Source organism: Rheinheimera mangrovi (genome assembly GCF_003990335.1).
GTDB lineage: Bacteria > Pseudomonadota > Gammaproteobacteria > Enterobacterales > Alteromonadaceae > Pararheinheimera > Pararheinheimera mangrovi.
In genome coordinates, this window is the sequence record NZ_CP034683.1 from 98,653 (window position 1) to 125,366 (window position 26,714).

General features: G+C 46.8%; 24 protein-coding genes. 16 read left to right on the forward strand and 8 right to left on the reverse strand.

The window, feature by feature from the left end:
* The first annotated feature begins 51 nt into the window (after positions 1-51).
* The 3 genes from EK374_RS00450 (at position 52) to EK374_RS00460 (ending at position 3,361) form a co-directional block, all read left to right on the forward strand.
* On the forward strand, positions 52-321 hold the full coding sequence (locus EK374_RS00450) for a hypothetical protein (protein ID WP_127019145.1): 270 nt from the start codon (positions 52-54) through the stop codon (positions 319-321).
* A gap of 57 nt (positions 322-378) precedes the next feature.
* Complete coding sequence (locus EK374_RS00455; RefSeq protein ID WP_164731789.1) at positions 379-2,091, forward strand: tetratricopeptide repeat-containing diguanylate cyclase; 1,713 nt, start codon at positions 379-381, stop codon at positions 2,089-2,091.
* Positions 2,092-2,170: 79 nt separating this feature from the next.
* Complete coding sequence (locus EK374_RS00460) at positions 2,171-3,361, forward strand: hypothetical protein (RefSeq protein ID WP_127019149.1); 1,191 nt, start codon at positions 2,171-2,173, stop codon at positions 3,359-3,361.
* Here the strand turns inward: EK374_RS00460 and barA are convergent.
* Complete coding sequence (barA, locus tag EK374_RS00465) at positions 3,358-6,132, reverse strand: two-component sensor histidine kinase BarA (RefSeq protein WP_127019151.1); 2,775 nt, start codon at positions 6,130-6,132, stop codon at positions 3,358-3,360. The genes EK374_RS00460 and barA overlap by 4 nt on opposite strands.
* Before the next feature lie 86 nt (positions 6,133-6,218).
* Here barA and rlmD point away from each other — a divergent pair, with 86 nt between their 5' ends.
* The 5 genes from rlmD (at position 6,219) to EK374_RS00490 (ending at position 11,978) form a co-directional block, all read left to right on the forward strand.
* Positions 6,219-7,559 carry a 23S rRNA (uracil(1939)-C(5))-methyltransferase RlmD gene (rlmD, locus tag EK374_RS00470; protein ID WP_127019153.1) on the forward strand — a complete coding sequence of 447 codons (1,341 nt, stop codon included), beginning with the start codon at positions 6,219-6,221 and terminating at the stop codon, positions 7,557-7,559.
* A 3-nt stretch (positions 7,560-7,562) separates the two neighbouring features.
* Positions 7,563-9,755: a GTP diphosphokinase gene (gene relA, locus EK374_RS00475; protein WP_127019155.1), complete on the forward strand. Its 2,193-nt coding sequence runs from the start codon at positions 7,563-7,565 to the stop codon at positions 9,753-9,755.
* Between the two features lie 53 nt (positions 9,756-9,808).
* Entirely contained in the window at positions 9,809-10,603 is a 795-nt protein-coding gene (gene mazG / locus EK374_RS00480) for a nucleoside triphosphate pyrophosphohydrolase (protein ID WP_127019157.1), read from the forward strand.
* Positions 10,604-10,790: 187 nt separating this feature from the next.
* Positions 10,791-11,021: a hypothetical protein gene (locus tag EK374_RS00485; protein WP_127019159.1), complete on the forward strand. Its 231-nt coding sequence runs from the start codon at positions 10,791-10,793 to the stop codon at positions 11,019-11,021.
* Between the two features lie 51 nt (positions 11,022-11,072).
* Positions 11,073-11,978, forward strand: a complete 906-nt coding sequence (locus EK374_RS00490) for a hypothetical protein (protein WP_127019161.1) — start codon at positions 11,073-11,075, stop codon at positions 11,976-11,978.
* A gap of 598 nt (positions 11,979-12,576) precedes the next feature.
* Here the strand turns inward: EK374_RS00490 and EK374_RS00495 are convergent.
* Positions 12,577-13,416 carry a DUF6236 family protein gene (locus EK374_RS00495; RefSeq protein ID WP_127019163.1) on the reverse strand — a complete coding sequence of 280 codons (840 nt, stop codon included), beginning with the start codon at positions 13,414-13,416 and terminating at the stop codon, positions 12,577-12,579.
* A 341-nt stretch (positions 13,417-13,757) separates the two neighbouring features.
* Between EK374_RS00495 and folE the strand changes: the two genes are divergently transcribed.
* Together folE and gloA2 are read left to right on the forward strand one after the other, a co-directional pair.
* Positions 13,758-14,402: a GTP cyclohydrolase I FolE gene (gene folE / locus EK374_RS00500; protein ID WP_127019165.1), complete on the forward strand. Its 645-nt coding sequence runs from the start codon at positions 13,758-13,760 to the stop codon at positions 14,400-14,402.
* 94 nt (positions 14,403-14,496) lie between these two features.
* On the forward strand, positions 14,497-14,901 hold the full coding sequence (gloA2, locus tag EK374_RS00505) for an SMU1112c/YaeR family gloxylase I-like metalloprotein (RefSeq protein WP_127019167.1): 405 nt from the start codon (positions 14,497-14,499) through the stop codon (positions 14,899-14,901).
* Here gloA2 and EK374_RS00510 read toward each other — a convergent pair.
* Positions 14,837-15,976, reverse strand: a complete 1,140-nt coding sequence (locus EK374_RS00510; protein ID WP_127019169.1) for an alkaline phosphatase family protein — start codon at positions 15,974-15,976, stop codon at positions 14,837-14,839. The genes gloA2 and EK374_RS00510 overlap by 65 nt on opposite strands.
* Before the next feature lie 339 nt (positions 15,977-16,315).
* Here EK374_RS00510 and EK374_RS00520 point away from each other — a divergent pair, with 339 nt between their 5' ends.
* Positions 16,316-17,707, forward strand: a complete 1,392-nt coding sequence (locus tag EK374_RS00520; RefSeq protein ID WP_127019171.1) for an alanine/glycine:cation symporter family protein — start codon at positions 16,316-16,318, stop codon at positions 17,705-17,707.
* Positions 17,708-17,981: 274 nt separating this feature from the next.
* On the opposite strand, the gene EK374_RS00525 is transcribed toward EK374_RS00520, so the two are convergent.
* The 5 genes from EK374_RS00525 to EK374_RS00540 form a co-directional block, all read right to left on the reverse strand.
* Complete coding sequence (locus EK374_RS00525) at positions 17,982-18,404, reverse strand: DUF3010 family protein (protein WP_127019173.1); 423 nt, start codon at positions 18,402-18,404, stop codon at positions 17,982-17,984.
* Positions 18,405-18,930: 526 nt separating this feature from the next.
* Positions 18,931-19,056, reverse strand: coding sequence for a hypothetical protein (locus EK374_RS20980; protein ID WP_267898323.1), 126 nt, complete (start codon positions 19,054-19,056; stop codon positions 18,931-18,933).
* 71 nt (positions 19,057-19,127) lie between these two features.
* The gene (locus tag EK374_RS00530) at positions 19,128-19,658 is read right to left on the reverse strand and encodes a tetratricopeptide repeat protein (protein WP_206099257.1); all 531 of its coding nucleotides are present in this window, start codon (positions 19,656-19,658) and stop codon (positions 19,128-19,130) included.
* A 286-nt stretch (positions 19,659-19,944) separates the two neighbouring features.
* Positions 19,945-20,829, reverse strand: a complete 885-nt coding sequence (locus EK374_RS00535; RefSeq protein ID WP_127019174.1) for a LysR family transcriptional regulator — start codon at positions 20,827-20,829, stop codon at positions 19,945-19,947.
* A gap of 187 nt (positions 20,830-21,016) precedes the next feature.
* Positions 21,017-21,664, reverse strand: coding sequence for a class II aldolase/adducin family protein (locus tag EK374_RS00540; RefSeq protein ID WP_233280298.1), 648 nt, complete (start codon positions 21,662-21,664; stop codon positions 21,017-21,019).
* An 82-nt stretch (positions 21,665-21,746) separates the two neighbouring features.
* Here EK374_RS00540 and EK374_RS00545 point away from each other — a divergent pair, with 82 nt between their 5' ends.
* The 5 genes from EK374_RS00545 (at position 21,747) to deoA (ending at position 26,707) form a co-directional block, all read left to right on the forward strand.
* The gene (locus EK374_RS00545; protein ID WP_127019176.1) at positions 21,747-22,904 is read left to right on the forward strand and encodes a methionine aminotransferase; all 1,158 of its coding nucleotides are present in this window, start codon (positions 21,747-21,749) and stop codon (positions 22,902-22,904) included.
* Positions 22,880-23,662, forward strand: a complete 783-nt coding sequence (locus EK374_RS00550; RefSeq protein WP_127019178.1) for an amidohydrolase — start codon at positions 22,880-22,882, stop codon at positions 23,660-23,662. Before EK374_RS00545 ends, EK374_RS00550 begins: the two co-directional genes overlap by 25 nt.
* Positions 23,663-23,670: 8 nt before the next feature.
* The gene (locus tag EK374_RS00555) at positions 23,671-24,852 is read left to right on the forward strand and encodes an MFS transporter (RefSeq protein ID WP_127019180.1); all 1,182 of its coding nucleotides are present in this window, start codon (positions 23,671-23,673) and stop codon (positions 24,850-24,852) included.
* Between the two features lie 101 nt (positions 24,853-24,953).
* On the forward strand, positions 24,954-25,376 hold the full coding sequence (locus tag EK374_RS00560; protein WP_127019183.1) for a cytidine deaminase: 423 nt from the start codon (positions 24,954-24,956) through the stop codon (positions 25,374-25,376).
* Positions 25,377-25,390: 14 nt separating this feature from the next.
* Positions 25,391-26,707, forward strand: a complete 1,317-nt coding sequence (gene deoA / locus EK374_RS00565) for a thymidine phosphorylase (protein ID WP_127019185.1) — start codon at positions 25,391-25,393, stop codon at positions 26,705-26,707.
* Positions 26,708-26,714: the final 7 nt, after the last annotated feature.

The window sequence follows — 26,714 nt, forward strand, 5'->3', positions numbered from 1 at the left end:
TTCTGGCATCTGATTTTTAATGATGCGTTGTTTTGTAGTTTTGGAGTCGTTATGTCAAAAATTATCAGTTTGTTAGAAAGATTGGGCGAGAATGCAGAGTTCCGCTATGCCAACGCCGAACAATTAGCTGTATTAATTTCGGATACAGACCCTGCGCTAATAGACGCTGTAATTAGCGGAGATCAGCAAGCTTTAGAGGCAATTTTAGGGGCGCGCTCTAATATAGTCTGTGCGATTTACCCCGCAGATGAACCTCATCAAGATGAGCCTGCTGACGATGAGCAGGACGAGGACAAAATACATTTGAAACATTGTGGCTAATTCTGCCCAATGAGGCATACAAGAAGTTCATTTCCAGTCTGCAAACCGCACTTGCTAGTGTGGTTTATTTTTTTATTTGCTTTTCCTTTGGCCCCTGTCTGGGCTGACGTTTTCGTTGAGCAGTTAGTTAAAGCAGATCAAATAAAAAACACTGATTTTCAAATCTTTCGTCAGCAATTGGAGCTGTTAAAAAAAGACTCTGGCTCATTCTCTGATTTTGAAACTGACTATTTGCACTTACTGATGGCTTATGAAGCGGCCTATATGGGCAATACGGAGAAAACAATTGAATTGACAACAAGCCTGATTAGTTCAGGAACTCACACCGACATTAGTTTTCGGGCTAAAGCTCTCGCAATAAATAGTTTAGTGGTCGCCAGACGTTATCTGGATGCGTTTAATTATCTGGAGCAGTTAATTGCTCAGTTACCCGATGTGCGAGCTGCTTTGGCGCGAGAACAAGGTTTGATGGTTATAGCTATGATGTACAGATACATTGACCGCTATGAGTTAACTATCGAATATACCCGTATTCTAGAAGGCGAGAAGCCTAGAAATACGGCTATATGTACAGCAAGACAACTCCGATTAGACGCATTACTGGCTTCAGGCCAATATGATTTATTTGAACAGGAATATGAGCAAGGCATTAGCGTATGTGAATTAAGTAAGAATTTGCTCTTTGCCACTTTGATTCGATTATACAAAGCGCAATATTTACTAACTCAAAATAAAGACAACGAAGCTCTTCGTCTTATTTTAGATAGTTATCCTGCAGCAGAAAAAACGCATTATCAGCGTTTGATGACTGAGCTAAATAGCATATTGGCGCAGATTTATGCCAAAACGAATCAGAATCAACAAGCCAGGCACTATGCAACACTAGTGGTTAGTCATAATGTTACCGGTGACGATGTTGCTACTTTGCCTATAGTGAATACTCTCAAGGTATTGGCAGAGTTAAACAAACAAGAAAAAAACTACAAGCAAGCATTGGATTACCACGAACAATATATGGCCGCTTTTACTGCGTATATGGATGATAAATCGGCGCAACAAATGGCTTACCATACAGCGCATTCGGAAATTATGGCGCAAAACCAAAAAATCGCCTTGCTGGATAAAGACAACCAATTGCTACAGTACGAACAAACTGCGCTTAAGCATCAGGCTACGTTTAACAAACTACTGATTGCTGCTTTAATTGTGCTGGTGCTGGGCCTTACGATACTGGCGTATCGTAGTTATGTCGCTCGCCAGCGTTTTAAAGCTTTGGCTGAATACGACGATCTCACCGCTATAAGCAACAGATACCATTTCTCGGCCTCGGCGAAAGGCGCTTTAGCTTTGTGTGAAAAAGGCCAGTTACCTGCTGCTCTTATCGTATTTGATCTGGACCATTTTAAACAAATTAACGATCAGTATGGCCATGCCGCTGGCGATTGGGCTTTGCGTCAGACTGTTGATACTTGCCGTAACTTTATGCGCAATAACGATGTATTTGGTCGTATTGGTGGTGAAGAGTTCGCCATTTTTTTGCCTGGTTGTCAGAGTGACAAGGCCCACTTATTGGCTGATATTTGTCGTGATGCAATTAACAGTATTGATACTGCAGCTTCGGGTTATGAGTTTAAATTAAGTGCTAGTTTTGGCGTCACTTCTGCTGAACTTTCAGGTTACCATTTAACCAAACTGATCGAAGATGCAGACACTGCCATGTATCAGGCTAAGCAGTTGGGGCGAAACAAGGTGCATTTTTTTAACGGCTAAGCGTATAGCTTGCCTGAAGTCTGATTCTTGGTGATGTAGGTAAAACAAGATTGTGTCGACAAGCGAATAGGGAGATGCGTTGAAAGCATTTTTGTGGTCATTGTGTTTGCACATCGTGTTGTTAGGTTTATTAACCTATCATCATTTTGCGCCGGATGATGCCGCAAAAACAGTGCCAGAGCCTCCTATTCTGGCTTACGCTTATCAGCCAATTAAAGCCAAAACAGCTCCGGCAGTGGTCACGCCTGTCGCTGTTCCTGCCAAAGTGGTGACACCACAACCTCCTGTCAAAGCGGTTAAAAAAGGTGAAACCAAGGCGGTAGTTAAAAAAGCTGCAGTGAAAAAGCCAGCGGCAAAGAAAGTCGTGCCGAAAAATGAGCCAACCAAGGCAAAGCCACAAGTAAAAACCAAACCAGCCATAGTCAAAGCTGCCTCTGTTCAGCCACAGCGCAAACCTTTTGTGCCCGTGCGCAAGCCCGCTATGGTCAAGCCTATGCCTGTAGCAGCTAAACCCTTGCCAAAGCCTGTGATCAAACAGCCAGAAGTAGTAGCAGCTAAGCCATTGCCAAAGCCTGTGATTAAACAGCCTGAAGTGGTAGCAGCGAAGCCGTTACCAATGCCTGTGATTAAACAGCCTGAAGTGGTAGCAGCGAAGCCGTTACCAATGCCTGTGATCAAACAGCCAGAAGTGGTCGCAGCTAAGCCGTTACCAAAGCCTGTGATCAAACAGCCAGAAGTAGTAGCAGCGCAGCCATTGCCAAAGCCTGTGATTAAACAGCCAGAAGTGGTCGCAGCCAAAGCATTGCCAGAGGTTTTACCCAAACAAGCTGATGTTGCGTCAGCACAAGCCATTCAGCTGAAAGCCAATCAAACTGCCACAAAAAACACCGCAGATACTACGACACAACAAGCAACCACAGCTGTGGCTGCTTCTTTGGAACAGCAGAAAACCACAGCCAATAAAGCGTTACAGGCTGCCAAACAAGGGGATGCTTCAGGCTCTGCCAGTTGGAAAGAAAAACAAAAACAGCTGGCACTGGAGATCACGGCACTAAAAGCTGAACAAAAGCCGGAAATGGGCAGGAAAGTAAAAGCCTTTGCTGACGGCAGCATGCTGATTGACACTAATCCAGGCTGCTGGAAAGTTCCTCCTGCTGAGTCTCGTAAAAATGCCATCTGGTTGTCAACCAGTGTGCCTTGTAAAGCCGATACCACAGTGGAACAAATCAACGACATTTTGCAGAAGCGCCGCACTTACTCTAACGATTAGCCTGATACTTTGGTTTGTATTGGCTCAGTCACCAATGGTGGCCAGCTTTTGGCGTCCTGTAATAAAGACTGGATCCTGTCCTGTAATTCAAACAACTCAGGCTCCAGTTGCTCTGGTTGTTTACCTTTTTTCAGTTCGGTTTCAATTAATTCTGTCAGTTGTTTCAGTACGGGCAGACCTGTATAGCAGCTGGCTCCATGTAATTTGTGGATATGTTGCAGCAGTTGTTCTGCGTCCTGTTGTTGCATCGCCTGTTGAATAAGCGTCAGGCTATCGGGTAAAGACTGTACCAACATCCATAACATTTCTTTGGCTAAATCCAGTTTACCGCCTGCTCTTTGTAATGCCAGAGTCCAGTCCAACTGTTTGCTTTGTGGCAGTTGGTTTTCACTGAGTGAAGCCGCCAGCGCTTGCTGAAAATCAGGACAACATTCGCGCAAGGTGTAATGCAGCAGTTTTTCATCGAGAGGTTTGGTTAAAAACTCACAAAAACCTAAAGCTAAAAGCCGTTCTCTTTCGCCTTCTACAGCGTGAGCTGTCACCGCAATAATAGGAGTGGCTTCATTCAGCGAACTTTGTTGAATACGCTGACAGGCCTGAATACCGTCCATCACCGGCATATTAATATCCATAAAAATTAAATCGTAATGCTGTTGGTTGGCCTTTTGCCAGGCTTCAGCGCCATTACGGGCTGAATCGACTTGTTCCACCATTTCAGAAAGCAGGGTATTAATCAGTTTTAAGTTGGCTTCGTTATCGTCCACCGACAGCACCCGCAGGCGAGCTTTAGGTTTGTCCTGCAGCGGGTTTTGCTCAGGGAAATCCAAATAAGGCTGCGCCAAAGTCATCGCCAGTTTACGGTAATGCGCAGGCTTGGATAACACAGCTTTGGCGCCCGAGGCTTGCAGTACTTCGCGTAAATTCGGTGACAGGGTATTGACCAGTAAATACAACTGTTCGCTATGTAGCTGCAATTGTTGCAGTAACTCAATTACCTGATTGACCTGATTCAGCGAAATAGAGCGGCCAATCAACGCCATATCAATGTTGGGCTGCAAGGCAAGCGTCTGAGTCAACTGGCTCATATTGCTACAACTGATGATATTCAGTCCCCACTGATCCAACTGTGCCAGCATAGCTTCGCGCGAGTACTGCTGAGGTTCAAAGTACAGTAAGGTTTTTTGCTTCAGTTCTTCCAGCGGCAAAGGCTCTGCTATGGATAGATGATGGCGTTTACACAGCAAGGTAAACCAGAAGGTCGAGCCTTCACCGGCTTTGCTGTCAAAACCAATTTTGCCACCCATAGCCGTTACTAAGCGCTGCGAAATGACTAAACCTAAACCTGTGCCACCATAACGACGGCCTATGCTGTTGTCGGCCTGTGCGAAACCACCAAACAAGCTTTTTTGTTGATCTTCAGTAATACCAATGCCTGTATCCTGCACCGAAAAGCGCAATTGCCATTGCTCATCCGGCATAGGACGACAACTGACGCGGATCACCACACTACCTTGTTCGGTAAATTTAATCGCATTACCGGCAATATTGGTCAGAATTTGATTAATCCGTATCGGGTCAGCAATTAAATCATCGGGGCAGCTGTTTTCAATCAGTAGTACCAATTCCAGCTGTTTATCAAAGGCATTGGAGGCTAATAACTCCACACAATCGTTTAATAAGTCGCGTAATGAAAAAGGCTCGGGGTTAATGGGCATCCGGCCCTCTTCCAGTTTGGCGTAATCCAACACATCGTTAACCAGGCTAAGTAAGCTATTGGCTGACTTTTGAATAGTGGCCAGATAATCCTGCTGGTTATGAGTCAGGTTAGTTTTCAGTAACTGCCGGGCAAAACCAATAACGGCGTTGAGAGGCGTACGTAATTCATGACTCATTTTGGCGAGGAAGTCGGATTTGCTGCGGTTATCTTCCATCGCCTTTTTACGGGACAGGTCCAGCTCAATATTTTGCATCTCCAGCTGTTCCATGCTTTGTTGCAAGTCGCTGGTCGACTGTTCAATGCTTTGCTGCATTTCTTCGTCATGGGTTTTAAGAGCTGTCGCCAGCGCATTGATGCCAGTGCGTAATTGTTCCAGTTCGCCTAAAAAAGGCTGTTGTAGCTGGCTTTGGTAATGACCTTCGCGCAGTTGCTCTATGACATCACCCATCTGCTGCAAAGGGCTGCTTACACGCTTGATTAGGCGCATGCTGAAATACACACAGGCGGCAAGCCCAAGCAAAATAATGATCAAGCTGCTGAGCAGGGAGGTTTGCTGTGCCAGCATCACCTTGTCTTTGGCCACCTGAACTGAGATATAACCCAAAGGCTGATCGGCAGGATCTGTGCTGAAATCAGCTTGTTCCGGCAAAATGGGGGTGCGGATCACCAACCAGTTGCCAAGGTCTGTGATGGTACTTTGCTGCGGAATAGCGCTGTCCCGAGCGTACTTCAGCATGGCAAAGTCTTTATGATAATTGGTGGTGACAAACAGCTCGTGGTCGGCATTAAAAATGGCGATACTTTTCACCAGTGCCGAATTTTTTCTATGACTGACATCCAGCAAACGTTTGACGTCTTGTCTGCTGTTGTGTAATAAGGCATGTTCACTGGCAATAGCTAAAGGGACTGCAATGTTTTCAGCCTGATCTTCCAGATACTGGGCCAAATCATGATGGCGGGCATAGCTAAAATAACCCCCAAGGCATAAACTGACCAGCAAGGTCGGCACCAGGGTGGTCAATAAGACCCAATCTCTTAAACCAATTTTCGTCATCTGTAGCGCTGCTTGATAGAATAGTCCGGAGCGAATTTATAATGACACAAGGCTTACTAAAAGCCCACCACAGGTACTAAGTCCAGATGGTCAAAATTTATCAGGCTGCCAAAGGCACCAGAGATAAACCTCAACAGTTAAAACAAATTGAACTACAGATTGAACGTCTGGATCATGAAGCGCAGGGCATAGGCTTTGAGCAAAAGCGGATCGTGTTTGTCAGTGGTGCTTTGCCCGGTGAGCGGGTGAAGGTACAACTGACCGAACAAAAAGACAAATCGGCCAAAGGCAAGGTGGTGAAAGTGCTGCAAGCCTCGCCGTTGCGACAGGCACCTATCTGTAAGCATTTTGCCGACTGCGGTGGTTGTCAGTTGCAGTATTTGTCGGCAGAACACCAACTGGAGCTAAAACAGCAGGGCGTAGATCAACTAATCCGCCATCAAACCGGCTTGGCCAGCTTACCCTGGCAAATGCCGCTGAAAAGCGAAGGTCAGGGTTATCGCCGTAAAGCCCGTATTGGCGTGTGGTTTGATAAAAAAACACAGCAATTTACTGTAGGTTTTCGCAAAGCCAATGACAAAGTCATTACCTCCATTGAGCACTGTTTAGTGCTCAGTCCGGCTTTAACTTCTGTGTTTAGTGTATTGCAACAACAGCTGCCAAAACTGCAACATGGCTCTGCTATTACTCATGTTGAAGCGCTGGATGCAGACGGTCAGGTGTATTTAATAGTAAGACATATCCGTGCTTTGCCAGAATCAGACAGGCAGGCTTTGCTCCAGTCCTGGCCAGAGGCCATATGGATAGGCGAAGCAGAGCCTGAACTTTATCAGCATTGGCAAGTCGGAACTGCAGAGCCTTGTTACCAGTTACCAGCATTTGGATTAAAGCTGCAGTTTTCCGCTGCAGATTTTATTCAGGTAAATCAGAGTATTAATCAGAAAATGGTGCAACAGGCACTGGATTGGCTCAATCCGCAGCCTGATGACCAGGTATTAGAGCTGTACTCTGGTATTGGTAACTTCAGTCTGGCGTTAGCGCAGCGCTCCAAATGGGTGCATGGGCTGGAGGGTGTCACCACTATGGTGCAGCGGGCAGAATCCAATGCAGTATTAAATAACCTGACCAATCTGAGTTTTAGTCAGGCTGATTTGCATTTAGCATGGCCCAAAGCCGAGTGGAATAAGCCGAAGTACCAAAAAGTACTGCTCGATCCGGCTCGTGCTGGTGCTGTGGGGGCAGTGGAGCAAATAGCTGCTTTAAGTCCGGCACAGATATTGTACGTGTCCTGCAATGCAGTTACTTTTGCCAGGGATGCAAAAGTTTTACTGGCTTGTGGTTATCAGCTGGATAAAATCAGTGTGATGGACATGTTTCCACAAACCAGCCATCTGGAGTTGATGGCCTTGTTTCACAGGAGAAAGTAACGAATGGTGACGGTAAGGCAATCACATAGCGCCGAATACCACCCAGGCGGCACTCAGAGCTGGTTAACTGCTTTGGGTTTACCTGAAGCAAAAACCAATGCGCTGCTGGATGCTGAACTCTGGTTACATCAGCAGAATTTAACTGACCAGGAACCCGAAGTACAAACGGGTTGGGAAATGGTCGAAATTCTGGCTGATTTGCGTATGGACAAAGATGCCTTAACTGCTGCCTTATTATTTCCTTTGGTGGACGCCAAGCTGATTGAACTGGATCAGGTAGAAACACAGTTTTGCCCGGCCGTGCTGACCATGCTCAACGCAGTGCGCCAGATGGAGGCCATTCGTTCTATTCCGGTTGGACCAAATCAAAGCAGTAACCCGCAACAAGCCGACAACCTGCGCCGTATGTTGCTGGCCATGGTAGAAGATGTGCGCGCTGTGGTGTTAAAGCTGGCGGCACAAATTTGTTACCTGCGTTCTGTTAAAAACGCCGATGAAGAAACCCGGGTACTGGCTGCCAAAGAAACCAATGCTATTTTTGGCCCGCTGGCTAACCGTTTAGGTATAGGTCAAATCAAATGGGAGCTGGAAGACTTAGCATTCCGCTACCTGCACCCACAAACCTACAAACAAATTGCCAGTTTGCTGGAAGAAAAACGCTTAGACCGCGAACAATATATGCAGGACTTTGTCGCTTCAGTGCGGCAGAAAATGCAGGACGCTGCGATTTCGGTCGAAGTGTACGGCAGGCCTAAACATATTTTCAGTATCTGGAAAAAGATGCAGAAAAAGCAGCTGGCTTTTGATCAACTGTACGACATCCGTGCTGTACGTATTGTCACCACCAAAGTACAAGATTGCTACGCAGCTTTGGGTATAGTGCACACCTCCTGGCGTCATCTGCCTAAAGAATTTGACGATTACATAGCCACACCGAAACAAAACGGTTACCAGTCTATTCATACCGTCGTACTTGGCCCGGCTGGCCGCCCTGTTGAAATTCAGATTCGGACTCATCAGATGCATGACGACGCCGAACTGGGCGTAGCGGCACACTGGCGTTATAAAGAAGGCACAGGCCATGCGGGTAAAGAAGGCCAATTGGACGAAAAAATTGGCTGGTTACGCAAACTGCTGGCCTGGCAGGAAGAGTTGGTCGATGGCTCGGATTTAGCCGAAGAATTAAAAAATCAGGTTACCGAAGACAGGGTGTATGTGTTTACCCCTAAAGGCGATATTGTTGATTTGCCAGTAGGTTCCACGCCGCTGGACTTTGCTTATTATGTGCATTCTAATGTGGGCCACCGCTGCATAGGTGCGAAGATCTCCGGCCGCATTGTGCCTTTTACCTATCAGCTGAAAACCGGCGATCAAATTGAAATATTAACAGGCCGCGAGCCGAACCCAAGCCGCGACTGGTTAAACCCGAACTCAGGCTATTTAAAATCCAGCCGTGCCCGTTCCAAAGTACAGTACTGGTTCCGCCTGCAGGACAGAGATAAAAATATAGCGGCTGGTAAAGAGCTGCTGGATACCGAATTAAGCCGCCTGAATCTTAGTATCGACAGTATTCCTAAAGTGTTGGCGCGTTTTAACGTCAATACCATGGAAGAGTTACTGGCCGGTATTGGTGGCGGTGAAATTAAAGTCACCCAAGTAGTGCATTATGTGCAGAGTCAGTCAGGCAAAATTCAGCAGCCTGAAATTGACCCACGCCTGATCAGCAAACCTATGTCGGCCCAGCCAAAAAGTCATGTGGTGGTGCAAGGCGTAGGTAATTTATTGACTCATATGGCCGGTTGCTGTCAGCCGCTGCCTGGAGACGCCATAGTAGGTTATATCACTCAGGGCCGCGGTATTGCTGTGCACCGCGACGACTGCGATCAGTTTAAAACCTTGCAGGAAGCGCATCGTGAACGCGTGGTGGAAGCAACATGGGGCGATAAATATGCCTCAGGTTATGAAGTCACTATTCGTATTGTGGCGCATGACCGCAATGGCTTATTGCGCGATATCACCAGCATTCTGGCCAATGAAAAAGCCAACGTGCTGCGGATGAGCAGTAACTCGGATATAGCCCAGCAAACAGCCACTATTATTATGACGATGGAGCTGTATAACCTGGATTCACTGAACAAACTGCTGACTAAAGTCAGCCAGATTGACGATGTGATCGAAGCGAAACGGTTTCATTAATTTTAAATTCAATAGCGCCGGAGTTTTATGCTCCGGCCTCTGCAGGACAGACTGTGTCACAACCACTTCAGCAATTATTAGCCATTATGGCCAGACTTCGGGACCCGGAAAACGGCTGCCCCTGGGATAAAGAACAAACTTACCAAACCATAGTGCCTTATACGCTGGAAGAAGCCTATGAAGTGGCCGATGCGATAGCTCGTGAAGATTATGCCGAGTTAAAAGACGAGCTGGGCGACTTGTTATTTCAGGTGGTGTTTTACGCCCAGATTGCCAAAGAGGAAGGCCGTTTTGAGTTTGACGACTGCGCTCAGGCCATTAACGACAAACTGATCCGCCGCCATCCTCATGTGTTTGCTGATATGAATTTGGATAGCAGCAAAGCCGTGCTGCAAAACTGGGAAGCGATAAAAACCACAGAACGCACGGCCTCCGGCAAAACATCAGTACTGGACAATATCCCATTGGCGATGCCGGCATTAAGCCGGGCTTACAAATTGCAAAAACGTTGTGCTCAAGTCGGGTTCGACTGGCCTGATGTAGAAGGGGCCTGGGATAAAGTGCAGGAAGAAATTCAGGAAGTCGCCGAATTACCTGCAGGTGCGGCTGAGCTGGAAGAAGAGCTGGGAGATTTAATGTTTGCGCTGGTCAATGTAGTGCGTAAACAAGGTTTTGACCCGGAAAAAGTCATGCGCCAGGCCAACAATAAGTTTGAGCGGCGGTTTCGGCAGGTAGAACAGGCGCTGCTGGATCAAGGCTCTAGTCCGGCACAAAGCGATTTGGGTGCGATGGAGTCGTTGTGGTTAGAGGTAAAACAACAGGAAAAACAAGCAAAAATAAAAATTTAACGGTTAAAAACTGATCAAAACTTGACGCTTTTTTAATTTGTTCAATACTCTGGTCTGGAATAATTAAAATATTAAAGCCAGATCAATGACTAAGACATACCCCATATTTCTCTCCTGCCTCTGCCTGCTTTTTTTAAGCTCCTGCGCAGAGGACTATAGTTCCAGAATTAAAGCCCCCGAACTGACAGTGGTGAACTCCACTGGTGAAACCATAGACCGTATTGTCGAACGCTCCTGTGACGCCAATGACGACAGCAACGACAGAGTACTGGCGCGTGAGCTGAAAACCGGCCGTAGTCTGGTGATCCCTCTGGCTGTAAGCTGCAGTAATCTGGAAGCTTTTAACAAAGAAGGCAGGGTGGTTGGCCGTCAGGCTGAAGTGTCGACCCCACCTGACTTGTATTGGCAAATCTACTGATGCTCTATACGCACTGAACTTCCACTCGAATAAAGAAAAAGGAATAGAAGTATGAATAATCTGTTGAAACTTATTTGTCTGACAGCACTTGCAGTATTGATGACAGGTTGTAGCTCTTATGACTATTACCAGGTGGAATCGAATTTCAAAATGAGTGCGGCGAACGACAGAATTCCGGCTACTATCACCAAAGGGCAGGGCTTTGAGGCTAACTTCCCACGCCTGGCCACTATTGCGGTAAAGGCCCCTGATTTTTGTGTCAGCGAATCACAATCTCAGCGCACCGGTACAGCCCGCGCTGAAACCAATGTAATGCAAACCACTTGTGGTGTTGAAATGGCACAAATCGAAAGCTCGTTGGCCAAAGCGGGTTTTGGGGTGATCAGCTGGAAAGTACTGCAAAACGAAATGACAGTATCGACCTCCCATCTGGATGCAGCGAAAAAACTCAGAGCAGATGCGATGTTTCAGATTAACTCGCTGGAGCGTGGAGTCACTCAGGCAGGTCAGGACGCACGCTGGGACAGACGTTTTTACATCACGAATGGGGGCAGCAAAGTGCCGACAGCTGTCGACAGTTATATGGCCAATTTACTCGACACTTATGCCAAACAAAACGAACAAGCCATGATCGCAGGTATTGAGGTACTAAGCGCCAGCATCAACGCCAGCGTGACTTTAGTCGAAAATGGCCGTGCTATTTGGTTTTACGAGTGGAACAATGTGCAATCGCAGGAAGATGCCGATCAAATAGTCGCTAACACTTATGTCTACTGTGTTGACGGCTACTGCCAGCCTTATGTACCGCAGGAATACGCCACTTACAATGATCAATTGGTACAAGGCACCAGTGACGCTGTATCTATAGGCGCCAAAGCTGCAGACCGCCGCCGTTCAGTGCACGATAAGCTGATGAAGCAAGTCGTGGAAGATATGGTGGGGCGTTTTACTTTGTAATCTAAATGCACCGCTAGGTTATTTGGACAAGGCCGCTTTTTAGCGGCTTTGTTTTTGGTAGCGTTCGGTTAGGTTAAAAGCGTTTCGCCGCTGGCGAGATACTTTCTTTTGCTTCGCCAAAAGAAAGTATCCAAAGAAAGTGCAGGAAGCACTTTCTAACAGCCGAAGGCTGGCCCGCAGGGTGAATTGCAGGGATGCAATTCATAAAAGGCGACCCCAGGTGCAGCGACAACGCTTGCGTTGAACAGCTTTAGCTGGCCCCGAAGGGGTACGAACGAAGTGAGTATAAAGCCCGGCCCAAAATCGTGCGTCCAAGGCGGCTGGGCAACTCGCTCGTCGCTACCGCTCCTCACTCAAACACTCCCAGCCTTAAAACCTTGGCCACCCAATTTTGTCTGGGTTGATTCGGGCTTTCGGTAAGCCAACAATTTGGCTTGCCGCCGAATAAACGTACTGAGCTCAGCGAAGTACCGGTACCGCGCCCCAATGGGGGATTGGTGTCAGTAGTTGGAATTGATTTTCCAATGATCGACACCAAAGAGATAAAAGTAGCAATGACGCGCACTGTAAGACCTGACCCTGAGGTTGCTATCAATTCTCAGCCGAATTGCTCCCTTGCGCTCATTAGGTAAGCCAGCCCTTTTTGGTTCTGATACATGACTTCTGGAACAGACTGTTTGATCAAGTTGAAGTTTATTGCTCCCAATACCGCACCAGCTGCGGCGCCAAGGGGTATAGGAAAACCAAATAAAGTTGCAGCACCTATACCCGCCAGCCCATGAGTGGATAGATTCGCTGGGTTCAAACTTAGAGAAAAAGATTTCATTATTCTCTTTGGAAAGCTTTCTTGCGTTACTCTATCAATATTTAATATTGCCTCTTCTAGCCTATTCAACGTTTGAATTTTTGATCTCGGAACGTCATTCGAATTAACGATGTTTAGGTACAACTCACCTACATAATTTTTGAAAGCGATATATTCATCTTTTCTTCGTAACTTAAACTCTAATATATCCTCAAAAGGTACGTCAGAAGTTGGGACTGGCATACATTTATGCAGCTCAAATTCAATCAGATTCTCTTCTTTAGCCCTATCACCGATTAAACAAAGAGCGTTTGAAGACTGGGCTAAACTCCATTGTCCAGGCTCTCGTTCGTTCATTATCCTAAAGGCTTCAATCTGGGTCTGAATAACACCGTAGCCAATATTCCCTGAAAACCGCTCGAGCCTGATATCAGTTCTTTGTAGTACCCCTTCATCAATTAAAAACTGCAGTTCGGGACTTGTTCCTACATTTAGGATGTTACTAGTAGGAAATTCAATATGATCCCAATATAGCAAGCACTGACGCAGTGTTTGTCCCGACAAACCTCGCAATTCTAAATTGCGTCCATCGAAACTAAAATCTGGAGAAATGATAATTCCTTTTTCTAACACGGTATCCCTCCTGAAGTCTATAACGCTTGTTAGACGATGCCACGCCCTCAAGTTGGGCATTATCTCGCCTTCTTTCTTGATACCAAATTAGCGCCAATGTACCTGTTTTTCAATGCTTTTGTTCTTAGATACCTTAAATGGTTTCAGGCAAAATTTGTACACGCAGTGTGCTAGTTATTCTTTCATTTACTCAAACGCTGTAACAAGCGACTTAACTGCTGATTATCTAAGGTTTTAGACAACACATCAGCCCGCCTTAACAACTTATTCACCAAACTAAACCAACCGTCCGTGGTCTGCGTATAATATGAACTTTGTGATAACAAGCGGCGAGAGCTTTTATGTTAACTGAATCTGCTTTAGTGGTGCGCAGCGCTCTGGAAGCTGCGGGGCTGGAAACGCCTATGCTGGATAATGGTTTGTCGAGTGATCAGAAAAAACAGCGTTTAACTGAACTGATGACGCAAGTGGTGCAGACGCTTGGGCTGGATCTGAGTGACGATAGTCTGGCAGAAACTCCGGCTCGTATTGCCAAAATGTATGTGGATGAAGTGTTTTCTGGTTTGGATTACAGCACTTTTCCTAAGATTTCCATGATCGATAATAAAATGCGTGCAGAAGAAATGGTCAAGGTGCAGAACATTAGTTTTACCAGCACCTGTGAGCATCATTTTGTCACTATAGATGGCACTGCGACTGTAGCTTATATACCGGGCCAGAAAATTATTGGTTTGTCGAAGCTCAATCGTATAGTGAGGTTTTTTGCGCAGCGGCCGCAGGTGCAAGAGCGTTTAACTCAGCAAATTCAAGTGTCTTTGCAGGCCTTGTTGGGGGTGAAAGACGTAGCGGTCAGCATCGATGCTGTGCATTATTGTGTGAAGTCCCGTGGTGTGATGGATACCAGTTCCAGCACTAAGACTATGGCTTTGGGTGGTGCTTTTAAAACCGACGCTGCAACTCGATCTGAGTTTTTATCGAATTTTTAAACCATGCACCCCTGAATTACTCGGGGGATAAACTGGCTGATTGTGATTACAACTGGCACACTAGGCGTATTACTAGTTGCCAAAGGTTGTTGCTATGTTAGCCGGTATTCATCATGTGGCGCTGATTTGCAGTGATTATCAGCGCTCCAAGCATTTCTATACTGAAATTCTGGGTTTAAAAGTTCTGGCTGAACATTACAGAGCTGAACGCTTGTCTTACAAATTGGACTTACAGTTGCCTGATGGTAGCCAGTTGGAGTTATTTTCTTTTCCAAATCCACCGCCTCGCCCTAGTACACCTGAAGCTCAGGGCTTACGCCATCTGGCTTTTCAGGTGCTGGATGTCGCTCAGGTGGTATCACATTTAGAGCAGCATGGCATCGCAGCTGAGCCTGTGCGGATTGACCCCTATACAGAACGGGCTTATACCTTTTTTAAAGACCCTGATGATCTGCCACTGGAACTTTACCAAATAGTGCCAACTGAGCTGAGGCGTTAAAATCAAAGGCTGCAGCGGCTTTCGGTTGTATCGCCTGATAATCAAAACCCAGAGCTGCAGCCAATGTTGCAGCCATCTGGCCTTGTTGCCAGCTTCCGTTGGTGCGAATTAAACCTGCAGCCGGAATCTCTGGCCCCATAGCGGCCAGCCAGATTTGTTCTGAGCCTGCTATTTGTGGCACTGGCCCTTTGTAACCTGGCACTGCTGTGCTTTTACCATGAGAGCGCCACTGAGCTGCTTCGCCACGGCCATGATCGGTGCTGATCAATAATGTGGTTTGGTCGCGGTAATAAGGGTCGTTTTGTAGTTCCTGCCATAAGTCGGCAATAAACTGATCACTGCGGTGAATAGCCGCTAGGTACTGATCGTATTGGCCTAAATGGGCAAAATCGTCGGCTTCACCCAGGGCTATATACAGCACTTTAGGTTTATGCAGACGCATATGCTCCAGCGCAAATTCCTGAGTAAATACATCCAGTCGTACTGAAGCAAAAGGGCTGGGTGTTTTCGCCTGCAACTGGTTTAAATACTTTTGTTTTTCGCTCAGTTTACCTTGTTCCGACATAAAACCTGCATTCACCGTCAGGCCTGAACGCTTTGTATTTAAAATGTAAGGGAATAACTCCCAGGAGCCAAAAGCCGCAACTTTATGCCGCATTTGAGGTTGTTGGTTTAACCATTCCAGTACTGTGACATTAGGGTTGGCTATTTTGTTATTGCTGTGAATAGCCGGGTCGGAAAAACCAGCCAGTAATTCCTGATAACCAGGGTAAGAAATCTGATAAGGGTTGCTGACATTAATGGCCGACCCCTGACTGCGGTCGCCGACCGTAATGCCGCGCTGCTTCACTGTGTTATGTAAAAAGGGCATTAAAAGGTCTGGCTGGCCTGGTTTAAAGGCCCGGATCAATTCCGGTGTTTTCACCCACTGGGATTGTTGATTAAGGGTTGGATCTGCTCCGGCAAAAACTTCCTGCCAACGCACTCCGTCTATGCTGACCAATACAACTTTAGGTTCAGCCTTCAGGCTAAGTGGCAGTAAAAACACCAGTAACACAAGCCAGTTTAACTTCATCGTTTTACCCCAACAGCAGTGGATTGGGGCAGATCCTGCCAGTGGCACATGACAACAAAGCTTAAAACTGATGGCAATTCGGTGACATCAATAGTATTCAGGCTAAAAAAGCTTGCGTTGGCTCTGTTCTGCGCTGAAGATAGCCTTCTATAAAAATAGCCGTCTGGAAGTATACCCGTCGCCCTTGAAGCTGCAGCTTTGTTGACTACGCCATCTCGCCCCAGTCACATAGGTTAACTATGCTCCTGGGGTCTCACAGGCTTGTCGCCTCGCCGCAATTTCAAGTTGCTTGGGTATATATAACAGGCGGTAAAAATAAAAATACCAAGGTGCGTGTCTATGTCCGATTTTAGTTTTCAGCAGGCCTTTGAATGGTTAAGTTCTGCCATTGCCTCACTAGTGTTTTATGCCATTCCTATTAACGGTGCTGCTTTACCTGTCACAGTGCTTTGGCTGGTACTGGGCGCTATTGTCTTTACCTGTTATCTGGGGTTTATCAATATCCGTGGTTTTCGCCATGCGATACGGGTGGTGCGTGGCGATTACGCCGATAAAACCGACAAAGGCGATATCACTCAGTTTCAGGCCTTGTCTGCGGCTTTATCCGGCACAGTGGGCACAGGCAATATTGCTGGTGTGGCTGTAGCCATAGCTTTGGGTGGGCCTGGAGCGACCTTCTGGATGATAGTGGCTGGCTTTTTGGGCATGACCACTAAGTTTGTCGAATGCACGCTGGCGGTGAAATACCGGGTCTATAACGCCGATGGCAGCACTTCGGGTGGCCCTATGTACTACATCAAAGCGGCTTTGGATAAATACGGTTTGCCCCGGGTCGGTAGTTTTTTAGCCGCCTTTTTTGCTATTGCCTGTGTCTTTGGTTCGGCCGGTTTTGTCCACGTGAATCAGGGCTTTTCGCAAGTCAAACTGGTGACAGGTTTTGATAACGCCTGGGTGTTTGGCCTCATTTATTCATTTTTGGTTGGCCTGGTCATAGTGGGCGGCATTCAAAGTATTGCCCGTGTCACCAGTAAATTAGTGCCTTTGATGTGCGCAATTTATTTGTCGGCGGCATTTGTATTTTTGGCTATGCATTTTGACGCTATTCCGGCGGCCATTTGGACCATATTGAAAAGCGCTTTTGCGCCTGAAGCTGCTTATGGTGGCGTGATAGGTGTCATTATTCAGGGCTTTCGCCGCGCTGCTTATTCCAACGAAGCTGGTATTGGTTCCTCGCCTATAGCGCATTCAGCTGCCCGCACTAAAGATCCTGTGTCTGAAGGTTTTGTTGGTTTGTTGGAGCCTTTTATCGACACTGTCGTCATTTGTACTATTTCCGCCTTAGTGATAGTGGTCAGCGGCGTTTATCTGCAGCCTGGTCTGGATGGTGTGCAAATGACGTCCGCTGCTTTTGGTTCCGTCTTTGACTGGTTTCCGCTGGTGCTGATGGTCGCATTGCTGCTCTTTGGTTATTCCACTGTCGTCAGTTGGTCTTTTTATGGCCTGAAGTCCTGGACTTATTTATTTGGCCACAGCGATTTTACCCAGCGTAGTTTTAAAATACTGTTTTGTTGTGTGGTGGCTATTGGGGCTGTGCCTAATATGCTGGCGGTGTTTGATTTTATCGATTCGATGATCTTTTTAATGGCGGTACCGAATATTCTGGCGTTGTATTTGTTATTGCCGGAAGTAAAGCAGGATTTAAAGGCCTACCTTTTAAAGCGCAAGGGTTAAAACTTAAAGGCCAAAGAATACACTGCATACCCTAAATCATTGGAGTTGCAGTAAGGCGACAAGGGAGTGAGACCCCAGGAACATAGACCTCTATGTGACTGGGGCGAAGGAGCGCAGTCAACAAAACTGCAGCTTCAAGGATGACGGGTATTCCCCTAAATCATTGGAGTTGCAGTAAGGCGACAAGAGAGTGAGACCCCAGGAACATAGACCTCTATGTGACTGGGGCGAAGGAGCGCAGTCAACAAAACTGCAGCTTCAAGGATGACGGGTATTACTTAGCCAGGTAAGCGTAGGCGGTGATAAAAGCAGTTTCCTGAAAACCTTTTAAGCCTGTTTCTTTAAAGTCAACAGGCACAGGATGACGTGACAGTTGCTCTTTTATAAAAGCGCTGGTCAGAATTTCAGTTTTGACATCAGGTAATAACTGCAGTGCAGCTTCCATCTTAAAACCTACAGCTCCACCGGCAAACTTGCCTTTTTGTGGTCTTTCCCGAATCACAAAAGTATCGATTTTGTAGTCTTCAGCCAGTTTGGCAAAAACAAATTGGAATTTCTTCATTTGCTCACTGTCCTGATCTTTTAACAGCGGCAAACGCACAGTGCGGCAGTCCGGAATATCAAACAGGCCGTTATTGGCAGCCAACAAACATAAAATGGCTTCACTGCCTTTCATTTCAACACCACAAACGCGCATAGGAATTTCTCTCTAACTCAAGTTGAGCATATTATGACAGCTAAATACGGAAAAACTATAGCCAGGCTGATTGATGTTGCATGCAAGAAGATAAAGCAGGCTGTCAACTGTAGGGGCGTGGGTTTATCCCCGCCCGTGTGGCTGCAAGTCGGCGGGAAAGCCCCTAAGTAATTGCTGTCAGAGCGAGGCGACAAGGGATTGAGTCCCATGGAGCATAGTTCACTATGCGACTTGGGCGAAAGCGCGCAGTCGACGACGCTATGGCTGCAAGTCGGCGGGGAACCCCCTAAGTAATTGCTGTCAGAGCGAGGCGACAAGGGATTGAGTCCCATGGAGCATAGTTCACTATGCGACTTGGGCGAAAGCGCGCAGTCGACGACGCTATGGCTGCAAGTACGACGGGGCAAAGAAAAAAGCAGACAAACCTGACAGGGGAGGCGATTTGTCTGCTCACAGTGAGGTCAGATCTTCGTTGAATGCTTTGGCCGGGGAAGCCAGGCATCGCTACAACAAGACCTTATTACTGCTAAAAATCTTCGTTTTCAATATCCCACTGGCTTACCGAAATCTGTCGGTAAAAAGACCAGTGTTGTAACAACCAGTTCAGCCAATGGTGGTGAACATCGTGATCCTGCGGTATATGGAATGACATATCTGTCTCCTCCTAAATCCGGGCACTTACGCTAGTAAAGCGCCCAGTTTAGAGCCGTTAGATGACAATACCTAGTTGGTCACATTTAATGTTGACGCTGTGTACACAGGGCTGACGGCTTTCATTTTTTCATTTAAAAGCGCCAGGTTGTGTTGGTTAATTTCACTTTGCTCCAGCGTAGTGGCCTGTTGAAAATCAGCTAAAGCTGCAACAGGATCTTGCCCCATCAAACGGGCGACACCACGGTTAGTGTGAGCAAATGAGCGCATTTCGCGTTTGTAGCTGCTGTCGGAGCCTTCGGCGCGACGGGCGGCATAAATGGCTGAACTGCATGCTTGCTCTGCCTGTTTAAATTCCGCCATGTGGGTGTATGCCACACACAAGCTCATGTGCTTACTGAACGAGTCTGCTTGCTTGTCTGTTGCAGCTGTTGCTTCTGCAACGCCATCCTGATACAGACCTGCTTTAATTTTGCTCACGCCAGGGGTATCTTCAATCAATACCATCTTAAATCCGCTGGTGGCTGCGCTGGCGACAAAAGAACTTGAGGCCAACAGCATCACTGCTACTTTTTTGCCAAAGCTAAGGGATGTCGCTTTCATAATTTACTCTCCAGTACTCATCAGTAATTTCATTTCAAAGTGCAGGTTGTTCACTGCACTGTGCTTACTTTAGAAAGTTCCTGACGAACTGACAAAGGATATAAATCCACCTGATAGATGAGCAAAATTCATCTGTGGTGCGACAAAAAATGTAACCTGAAGTTGATAGGCAGTGTTTCGCGGCTGTCTTGCAGCAGAGATGTTGGGCCTGGGGTCAGCTCTTACCTACATCCCTGTAGGTAACAACAGATATAAAAAACGAGGCGGGGTTCAGAGTAACGGGTAGTTAAAATGCGCGCTGAAAGCTTTGCAAGATCCAATTCACCAGCAGTTGGATCTGTGGTTTGTTCGGGTCGGTTTCGTGTTGCACCAGATAATATTTATCCCGGCTTTCCAATTCTTCACTAAACAAACGTTTTAAGCTGCCGCTGGCAAACCAGGAGTGGCTGATAGGCCAAGGCACCAATGCTATGCCTAAACCTTGCTGCGCTGCACGAGCTACGCTGAACATGCTGTCGAGCTGGATCACTTGCTTAGGGGTAAAGACTTCCAATTCAAGTTGCTCAGCCCATTGATGCCAGGACCAGGGCCTGGCCTGATGCACCAGACAAGGCACTTTGGTTAAGGCATCAAAGCCTAATCCATCCAACTGCTGATACAAAGCAGGGTTGCAGGCTGGTACATAACTAATAGGAAACAGCTCGTGGGCTATTTTGTCTGTAGGTCTACTACTGGCTAATAAAATCTGCAGATCAGTGTGTTTGGCCGGATCCTGCCGCGATTTTATCGTTTCCACTTTCAGGTTGATATCCGGATGCTGTTCTGACCAGCCCACCAGCTTTGGTACAAATAACTCACTGGCAAAAAACTCAGGCATCGAAATACTGATTTCAGTTGGATTTTTTTGCAGGCTAAAAGTGCGTAAAGTTTGCTCCAGCTCTCTCATTAACGGCAGCAAGGCCTGATAAAAAGCTTTTCCCTGCGGAGTCAGTTCTACAGAGCGGGTTTGGCGCAGAAATAAATCCAGTCCAAGCTCTGATTCCAGTTGTTTAATTTGATGACTAACAGCTGAAGGGGTCAGATACAACTGACGGGCGGTTTCTTTAAAACTTAAGCAGTCGGCGGCGACACAAAAACAGCGTAGGCCGCGCATCGAACTATGTATGGCCATAGGAATTCACAATTGTTACCAAAGACACAGAACTCAAGCAAAAATGGAACCACAAGTTCATGGCATTGATTATAAAAGGTTTTTTAATTGTTCAATATGCAAATTGAACCGAGGACGGTCAGCTTTGCACTAATGTGGTGCGTTGTTGCCAGTCAAAACACTAGTGCTGAGTATAGCGTCTGTTTTATTAATTAAAATGACAACTTGCTTTGATTCGTTCCAGTTCGCAGCCAATCAAAAATTGCCATGCCTCCAGATGCCGTTTTGCGTTGTCTATGGTGTCTCCCCAGACATATAAGCCATGTCCACGAATTAAAAAAGCATGAGCAAGAGTACCCCGCTCAAAGCGTTGGTGCAATTCCTGCAGAGTTAATTCTGTCGCTTGTGGGTCTAAAATAGCCAAAGGGCAGCAGCTGCGTTGCGGCTCTGAGACTGCTACTACATTTTGCAACTCATAACCTACAAACAGATGTTGGTCAGCTTTGATTAAACGCGAAAAAACCGTAGCTTGCAGGCCGTGAGTTTGCAGTATCACCTTATGTTGCGGGCTTTGCTGATACAAAAACTGATGGATAGCTATTGCCGTATCTGACTGATTTTGGCGGGTCCAGTCGTACGAAAACAAATCGGCAGGGCTTAGTTCGTTTTTATCTTTATCTGGTGCTGTGAAAAGCGCGCTATGCTCAGAGGTGCGAACAGAAAAAAGTCCGCTGCCTGCAGGTAGCCACTGACGTTGAGCTATCCAGCGACCTAAGGTACAGAGCTGGATTGCATAAGGGTTTAACTGATTCGTTTGAATAGATTGGTTCATCTTGATGTTTAGACGTCTACACATGAAACTGTCTGGATGATAGCATTCGTTCCATTATCAGGCCAGTCAGTTTTCTATTGTTTTTGTGCGGCAGTGAGATTCTATTATGAAGTTACAAAGTAAATTACCCTCCTTAGGCACAACCATATTCAGCCAGATGTCACAGCTTGCGGCAGAACACCAGGCTATTAATTTATCTCAGGGTTTTCCTGATTTCCCATCCAATCCGCGTTTGATTGAATTGCTGGCCGAATCAGCCCGTGAGGGGTTGAATCAGTATGCACCTATGCCTGGAGTGCTGGTGCTGAGGCAACAAATAGCAGCTTTAGTGCAACGCTGTTATCAGCGAGCAGTCTGTGCCGATCAGCAAATCACAGTCACCAGCGGTGCCACAGAGGCTTTGTTTGTTGCTATTCAGGCATTAGTCCGCTCCGGCGACGAAGTCATAGTTTTTGATCCTGCTTATGACAGCTACCAGCCAGCAGTCGAACTGGCTGGCGGCTTTACTGTGCATGTGCCTTTGTTGCCGCCTTTGTATCAGGTGGATTGGGCTCAACTGGAAAAACAAATCAGTAAAAAAACACGGCTGATTATTGTCAACAGCCCACATAATCCAACTGGAGCTGTGTTTAGCCATCAGGACTGGTTATCGCTGCAGGCGCTGGTGTTAAAGCACCGTTTGTATTGCATCAGCGATGAAGTGTATGAGCATTTAGTCTTTGATGGAACGCCGCAATTAAGTGCCAACCAATACCCCGAATTGGCTGAACGTACAATGGTGGTGTCGTCTTTTGGCAAAACTTTTCATGTCACAGGCTGGAAGCTGGGTTATGCCGTGGCGCCAGCTGAGTTGACGACGGAATTTCGAAAAATTCACCAGTATGTCACCTTTTCAAGTTTCACACCGGCGCAGCATGCGATAGCTCAGCTGTTGATTGAGCAGCCAGATGAGGTATATGAGTTGGCGAGCTTTTATCAGCAGAAGCGCGATCAATTTAGAGAAGGTTTGGCCCATTCAGCCTGGTCTTTATTGCCTTGCCGTGGCAGTTATTTTCAGCTGGCCGACTACAGTGCTTTCAGTGATTTGGATGATGTGGCTTTTTGTCAGTGGTTAACCCGGGAGCACAAAGTGGCTGCGATTCCGTTATCGGTGTTTTACCGTCAGCCGCCCAGTCAGCGTATAATCCGCTTTTGTTTTGCCAAAGAGCCTCAGACTTTAACTTTGGCGACGGAGATTTTATGTCAGTTATCCGTGTTGCGTTAATTCAGTCCGAACTGGTCTGGCAGAACAGTGCAGCCAACCTCCAGAATTTTGAACAGCAAATCCAAAAGCATAAAGATGTGCAGCTTTTTGTATTGCCTGAGATGTTTAATTCAGGTTTTAGCATGGATTCAACGCGTATTGCTGAAACTATGGAAGGCCTTACAGTACAATGGATGCAGCAGCAGGCTAAGCGTGCAGATGCTGCCATATGTGGTTCAGTAGCTATTTCAGTCGAAGGTCAGATTTTTAACAGATTATTGTTTGTGACGCCCTGTGGTTTGGTGCAGTTTTACGACAAACGCCATCTGTTTCGGATGGGGGGTGAACAGCAGCATTATCAGCCGGGTTCAGAGCGGGTGATTGTCTCTTACCTCGGATTCAGGTTTTGTTTGCAGGTTTGCTACGACTTACGTTTTCCGGTATTCGCCCGCAATCAGCAAGATTACGACGTACTAATTTATGTGGCGAACTGGCCAGAACCACGGCGCCAGGTGTGGCGCACGTTATTACAGGCTCGCGCTATGGAAAATCAGGCCTATGTAGTGGGTTGCAACCGTATCGGTTTGGATGGCAACGGCCTGAATTACAGTGGTGACAGTATGGTGGTGGATTATTCAGGACAGATTCTGGCGGAACTGGCCTTCAGCCAAAATGGAGTGGTGACAGCAGAGCTGAATCTGACTGCTTTACAACAATTTAAACAAAAGTTTCCGGCTTATCTGGATGCGGATGCTTTTTCATTGACGTCTTTACTTTAGGAGAATCCATGTATCAGCGGCAAGTGACGATACTGGTGTATTTAAGTTTTATGTTATTGGGTTTACTCAGTATTTTGTGGGGTATTTTGTTGCCCGACATCATGGAGCAGTTGCAGATGTCGCCCGCTGCCAGTGGTTTGTTTTTTGCCTGTATGTCACTGGGCTCCATTACCGGCGCTTTTTTAGGCGGTAAATATGTACAGAAGTTTGAATTTGTGCCGCTTTTTGCCGTGCTGCAACTGATACTAGTGGTGCTGATTGTTGGAGCATCGCTGGTACAGTTTTGGCCTGTATTGCTGTTTTTTGTGTTTACTCTGGGGTTAACCTGCTCAGGATTATTTACCATAGGTCATACCTTGATCGCCCGGCTTTATGTCGAAAAACGAGCCCGAATGATGGGTTTTATGGATTTTATGTTTAGCTTGGGTACTTTAGCTGCACCTTTGTATGTGGTGGTGTTGTATTGGGGCGTTGAAGACTGGCGCTGGCCACTACGGTTATTGGCGGTAATGCTGGCAGGTACAGCGGCTTATGCATGGTATTTAGGTCGCACTCATCAAAGCCCTGCTCATATGACACATGCGAAGGGCAGCTTGTCCTACCGTCAGGTGATGAAAAAACCAGTATTTTTTGCTTTGGCCTTAATGATGTTTGGGTACGGTGCAGTTGAGTGGGGTCATGGCAACTGGTTTGTCACCTATGCCAGCCAAGGCTTAGCTTTAAGCACCGAACAGTCCCGCTTAATTTTTGCCTTTTTTACCGGTGGTATGGTGCTGAGCCGGTTAAGTTTTTCGCTGTTTTTACGTTGGTTTACCAGCGCTCAGTTACTGATGATTCTGGTGCTTTGTGCCTTTTGTGGCGCTGTGTTAGTGAAAATCACTGCAGTGCCGGCTTTATTGCAACTGGGTAACTTTGCTTTAGGTTTAGGTTTAGGGGCTATTTTCCCGCTGATGCTAACGGCTGCTATGGATCTGGATAGTGATAATGGCCCAGTCTTATCTGGCCTAGCCAATATTGGTGGCTCTATTGGCTATCAGGCTGCGGCTTTAGGCACAGGCTTAGCTGCACAACAAGTAGGTATAGCCACAGCTTACTGGCTGATCCCTATACTGGCGGTCTGGCTGTTAGGCACCGTCAGTTATTTCAGCTATTTGTTGCATAAAAAACACTCAAAACCAGTGCGAATTTAACTTTTTTGCTGCATTTGTTTGTTTTTTGATCGGCTTGCTCTTGATTCTGAACGGCTTTAGGCGCATAACCTAAGGCCGTATGACCTGCAAAAATTTAAACTATGACTACAAGTATTCAATGGGCCGAATTAGCCCGCGCTGCGAAGGCAGCATCTGAACAGGCCTATGCGCCTTACAGTAAATTCCCGGTAGGTGTCGCAGTTCAGGCCAGCAGTGGCAAAATCTACTCTGGCTGTAATGTGGAAAATGCTTCTTATGGCGGTACTATTTGTGCTGAGCGCAATGCGATAGCTGCTGCCGTGGTGGCGGGTGAACGTCAGTTTGTTGGCCTTATGGTGTACACCCCGCAAGATCAGCTCACCCCCCCTTGTGGTATTTGTCGGCAAGTCATAGCGGAATTTTTCACGCCAGACAGCCCGGTGCGTAGCTGCAATCATTTAGAGCAACAACAGGAATGGACACTGGAACAATTATTACCCAGCGCTTTTACGCCGTTGTTTCTGGCCAATAGCAAAAAATTCTGAGTCTGGAGTACATAATGTTATTACCTCAGGAAATTATTAAACAAAAACGTAATGGCGGTGTTTTAACAGAAGCTGCTATCGCACAATTTGTCCGTGGTTTAACGGATCAAAGTTTTAGTGAAGGCCAAACGGCAGCCCTTGCTATGGCTATCTATCTGAATGGCATGAGTACAGCAGAAACTGTAGCGTTAACCCGCGCTATGCAGCATTCAGGTGCTGTGATGGATTGGACATCCATGCTGGATGGTCCTGTGGTGGATAAACACAGTACCGGTGGAGTAGGGGATAAAGTCAGTTTAATGCTGGCCCCTATGATTGCGGCCTGTGGTGCTTATGTGCCGATGATTGCTGGCCGTGGTTTAGGCCATACCGGTGGCACTATCGACAAACTGGAAGCCATTCCAGGTTATCAGTGTCAGCAACCTCTGGATAAAATTCAACAACTGGTGAAGCAACAAGGTTGCGTTATCGTGTCGCAAAGTGGTGAGCTAGCGCCTGCTGACCGTCGCTTGTATTTAATCCGTGATGTCACTGCCACTGTCGAGTCTATTCCGCTGATTACCGCTTCTATTTTGTCGAAAAAGCTGGCCGCCGGTCTGCAGGCTTTGACGATGGACGTGAAAATTGGCTCAGGCGCCATTATGAAAAATGTCGCCGATGCTTCTGCTTTAGCGAAAAGTATTGTCAATACGGCCAAAGGGGCTGGTGTACCTACTCAGGCTTTGTTAACAGATATGAACCAGACTTTGGGCGCTACCGCAGGTAACGCGCTGGAAATACTGGAAACTCTGGATTATCTGACAGGAAAATACCGCGAGCCCCGTTTGCATCAGGTCACCTTAGAATTAGGTGCCAGCATGTTGCAGTTAGGTGGCTTGTTTAACGATAAAGCCAGCGCTATTGCAGCTTTGGAGCAAAGTTTGACTTCAGGTAAAGCTGCTGAAATTTTCAGTAAAATGGTGGCGGCTCAAGGTGGGCCAGCAGATTTACTGGAAAAACCAGAGCTGTATCTGGCTAAAGCCAAAGTGGTGCTGGATATCAAAGCCCCTGTGGCTGGTTATCTGAATAAAGCCGACACCACTGCTGTTGGTATGGCGGTAGTGCGTTTGGGCGGTGGTCGTGCTCACCCAGATCAGGTGATTAATATGGCGGTGGGGTTCAGCGATGTGAAGGCATTGGGCGAAAAAGTGGCTGCAGGTGATCTATTAGCCCGGGTTCATGCTGATACAACGGAAGCTGCAGAGCACGCCAAAAATGAGTATCTGGCCGCTTTAACTATTGAAGCAACAGCAGTGACAATCGATCCAATTATCCACTTAGTGATTGATTAATAATCAA

What these genes read in the sequence shown, in the direction of transcription:
- rlmD (WP_127019153.1), top strand. Translation starts at nt 6,219, where the DNA reads ATGGTCAAAATTTATCAGGCTGCCAAAGGCACCAGAGATAAACCTCAA.
- EK374_RS00560 (WP_127019183.1), top strand. Translation starts at nt 24,954, where the DNA reads ATGACTACAAGTATTCAATGGGCCGAATTAGCCCGCGCTGCGAAGGCA.
- EK374_RS00510 (WP_127019169.1), bottom strand. Translation starts at nt 15,976, where the DNA reads ATGAAGTTAAACTGGCTTGTGTTACTGGTGTTTTTACTGCCACTTAGC.
- EK374_RS00530 (WP_206099257.1), bottom strand. Translation starts at nt 19,658, where the DNA reads ATGAAAGCGACATCCCTTAGCTTTGGCAAAAAAGTAGCAGTGATGCTG.
- relA (WP_127019155.1), top strand. Translation starts at nt 7,563, where the DNA reads ATGGTGACGGTAAGGCAATCACATAGCGCCGAATACCACCCAGGCGGC.
- EK374_RS20980 (WP_267898323.1), bottom strand. Translation starts at nt 19,056, where the DNA reads ATGTCATTCCATATACCGCAGGATCACGATGTTCACCACCATTGGCTG.
- EK374_RS00520 (WP_127019171.1), top strand. Translation starts at nt 16,316, where the DNA reads ATGTCCGATTTTAGTTTTCAGCAGGCCTTTGAATGGTTAAGTTCTGCC.
- EK374_RS00450 (WP_127019145.1), top strand. Translation starts at nt 52, where the DNA reads ATGTCAAAAATTATCAGTTTGTTAGAAAGATTGGGCGAGAATGCAGAG.
- EK374_RS00535 (WP_127019174.1), bottom strand. Translation starts at nt 20,829, where the DNA reads ATGGCCATACATAGTTCGATGCGCGGCCTACGCTGTTTTTGTGTCGCC.
- EK374_RS00545 (WP_127019176.1), top strand. Translation starts at nt 21,747, where the DNA reads ATGAAGTTACAAAGTAAATTACCCTCCTTAGGCACAACCATATTCAGC.
- EK374_RS00490 (WP_127019161.1), top strand. Translation starts at nt 11,073, where the DNA reads ATGAATAATCTGTTGAAACTTATTTGTCTGACAGCACTTGCAGTATTG.
- deoA (WP_127019185.1), top strand. Translation starts at nt 25,391, where the DNA reads ATGTTATTACCTCAGGAAATTATTAAACAAAAACGTAATGGCGGTGTT.
- barA (WP_127019151.1), bottom strand. Translation starts at nt 6,132, where the DNA reads ATGACGAAAATTGGTTTAAGAGATTGGGTCTTATTGACCACCCTGGTG.
- EK374_RS00555 (WP_127019180.1), top strand. Translation starts at nt 23,671, where the DNA reads ATGTATCAGCGGCAAGTGACGATACTGGTGTATTTAAGTTTTATGTTA.
- EK374_RS00550 (WP_127019178.1), top strand. Translation starts at nt 22,880, where the DNA reads ATGTCAGTTATCCGTGTTGCGTTAATTCAGTCCGAACTGGTCTGGCAG.
- EK374_RS00525 (WP_127019173.1), bottom strand. Translation starts at nt 18,404, where the DNA reads ATGCGCGTTTGTGGTGTTGAAATGAAAGGCAGTGAAGCCATTTTATGT.
- EK374_RS00540 (WP_233280298.1), bottom strand. Translation starts at nt 21,664, where the DNA reads ATGTGTAGACGTCTAAACATCAAGATGAACCAATCTATTCAAACGAAT.
- folE (WP_127019165.1), top strand. Translation starts at nt 13,758, where the DNA reads ATGTTAACTGAATCTGCTTTAGTGGTGCGCAGCGCTCTGGAAGCTGCG.
- gloA2 (WP_127019167.1), top strand. Translation starts at nt 14,497, where the DNA reads ATGTTAGCCGGTATTCATCATGTGGCGCTGATTTGCAGTGATTATCAG.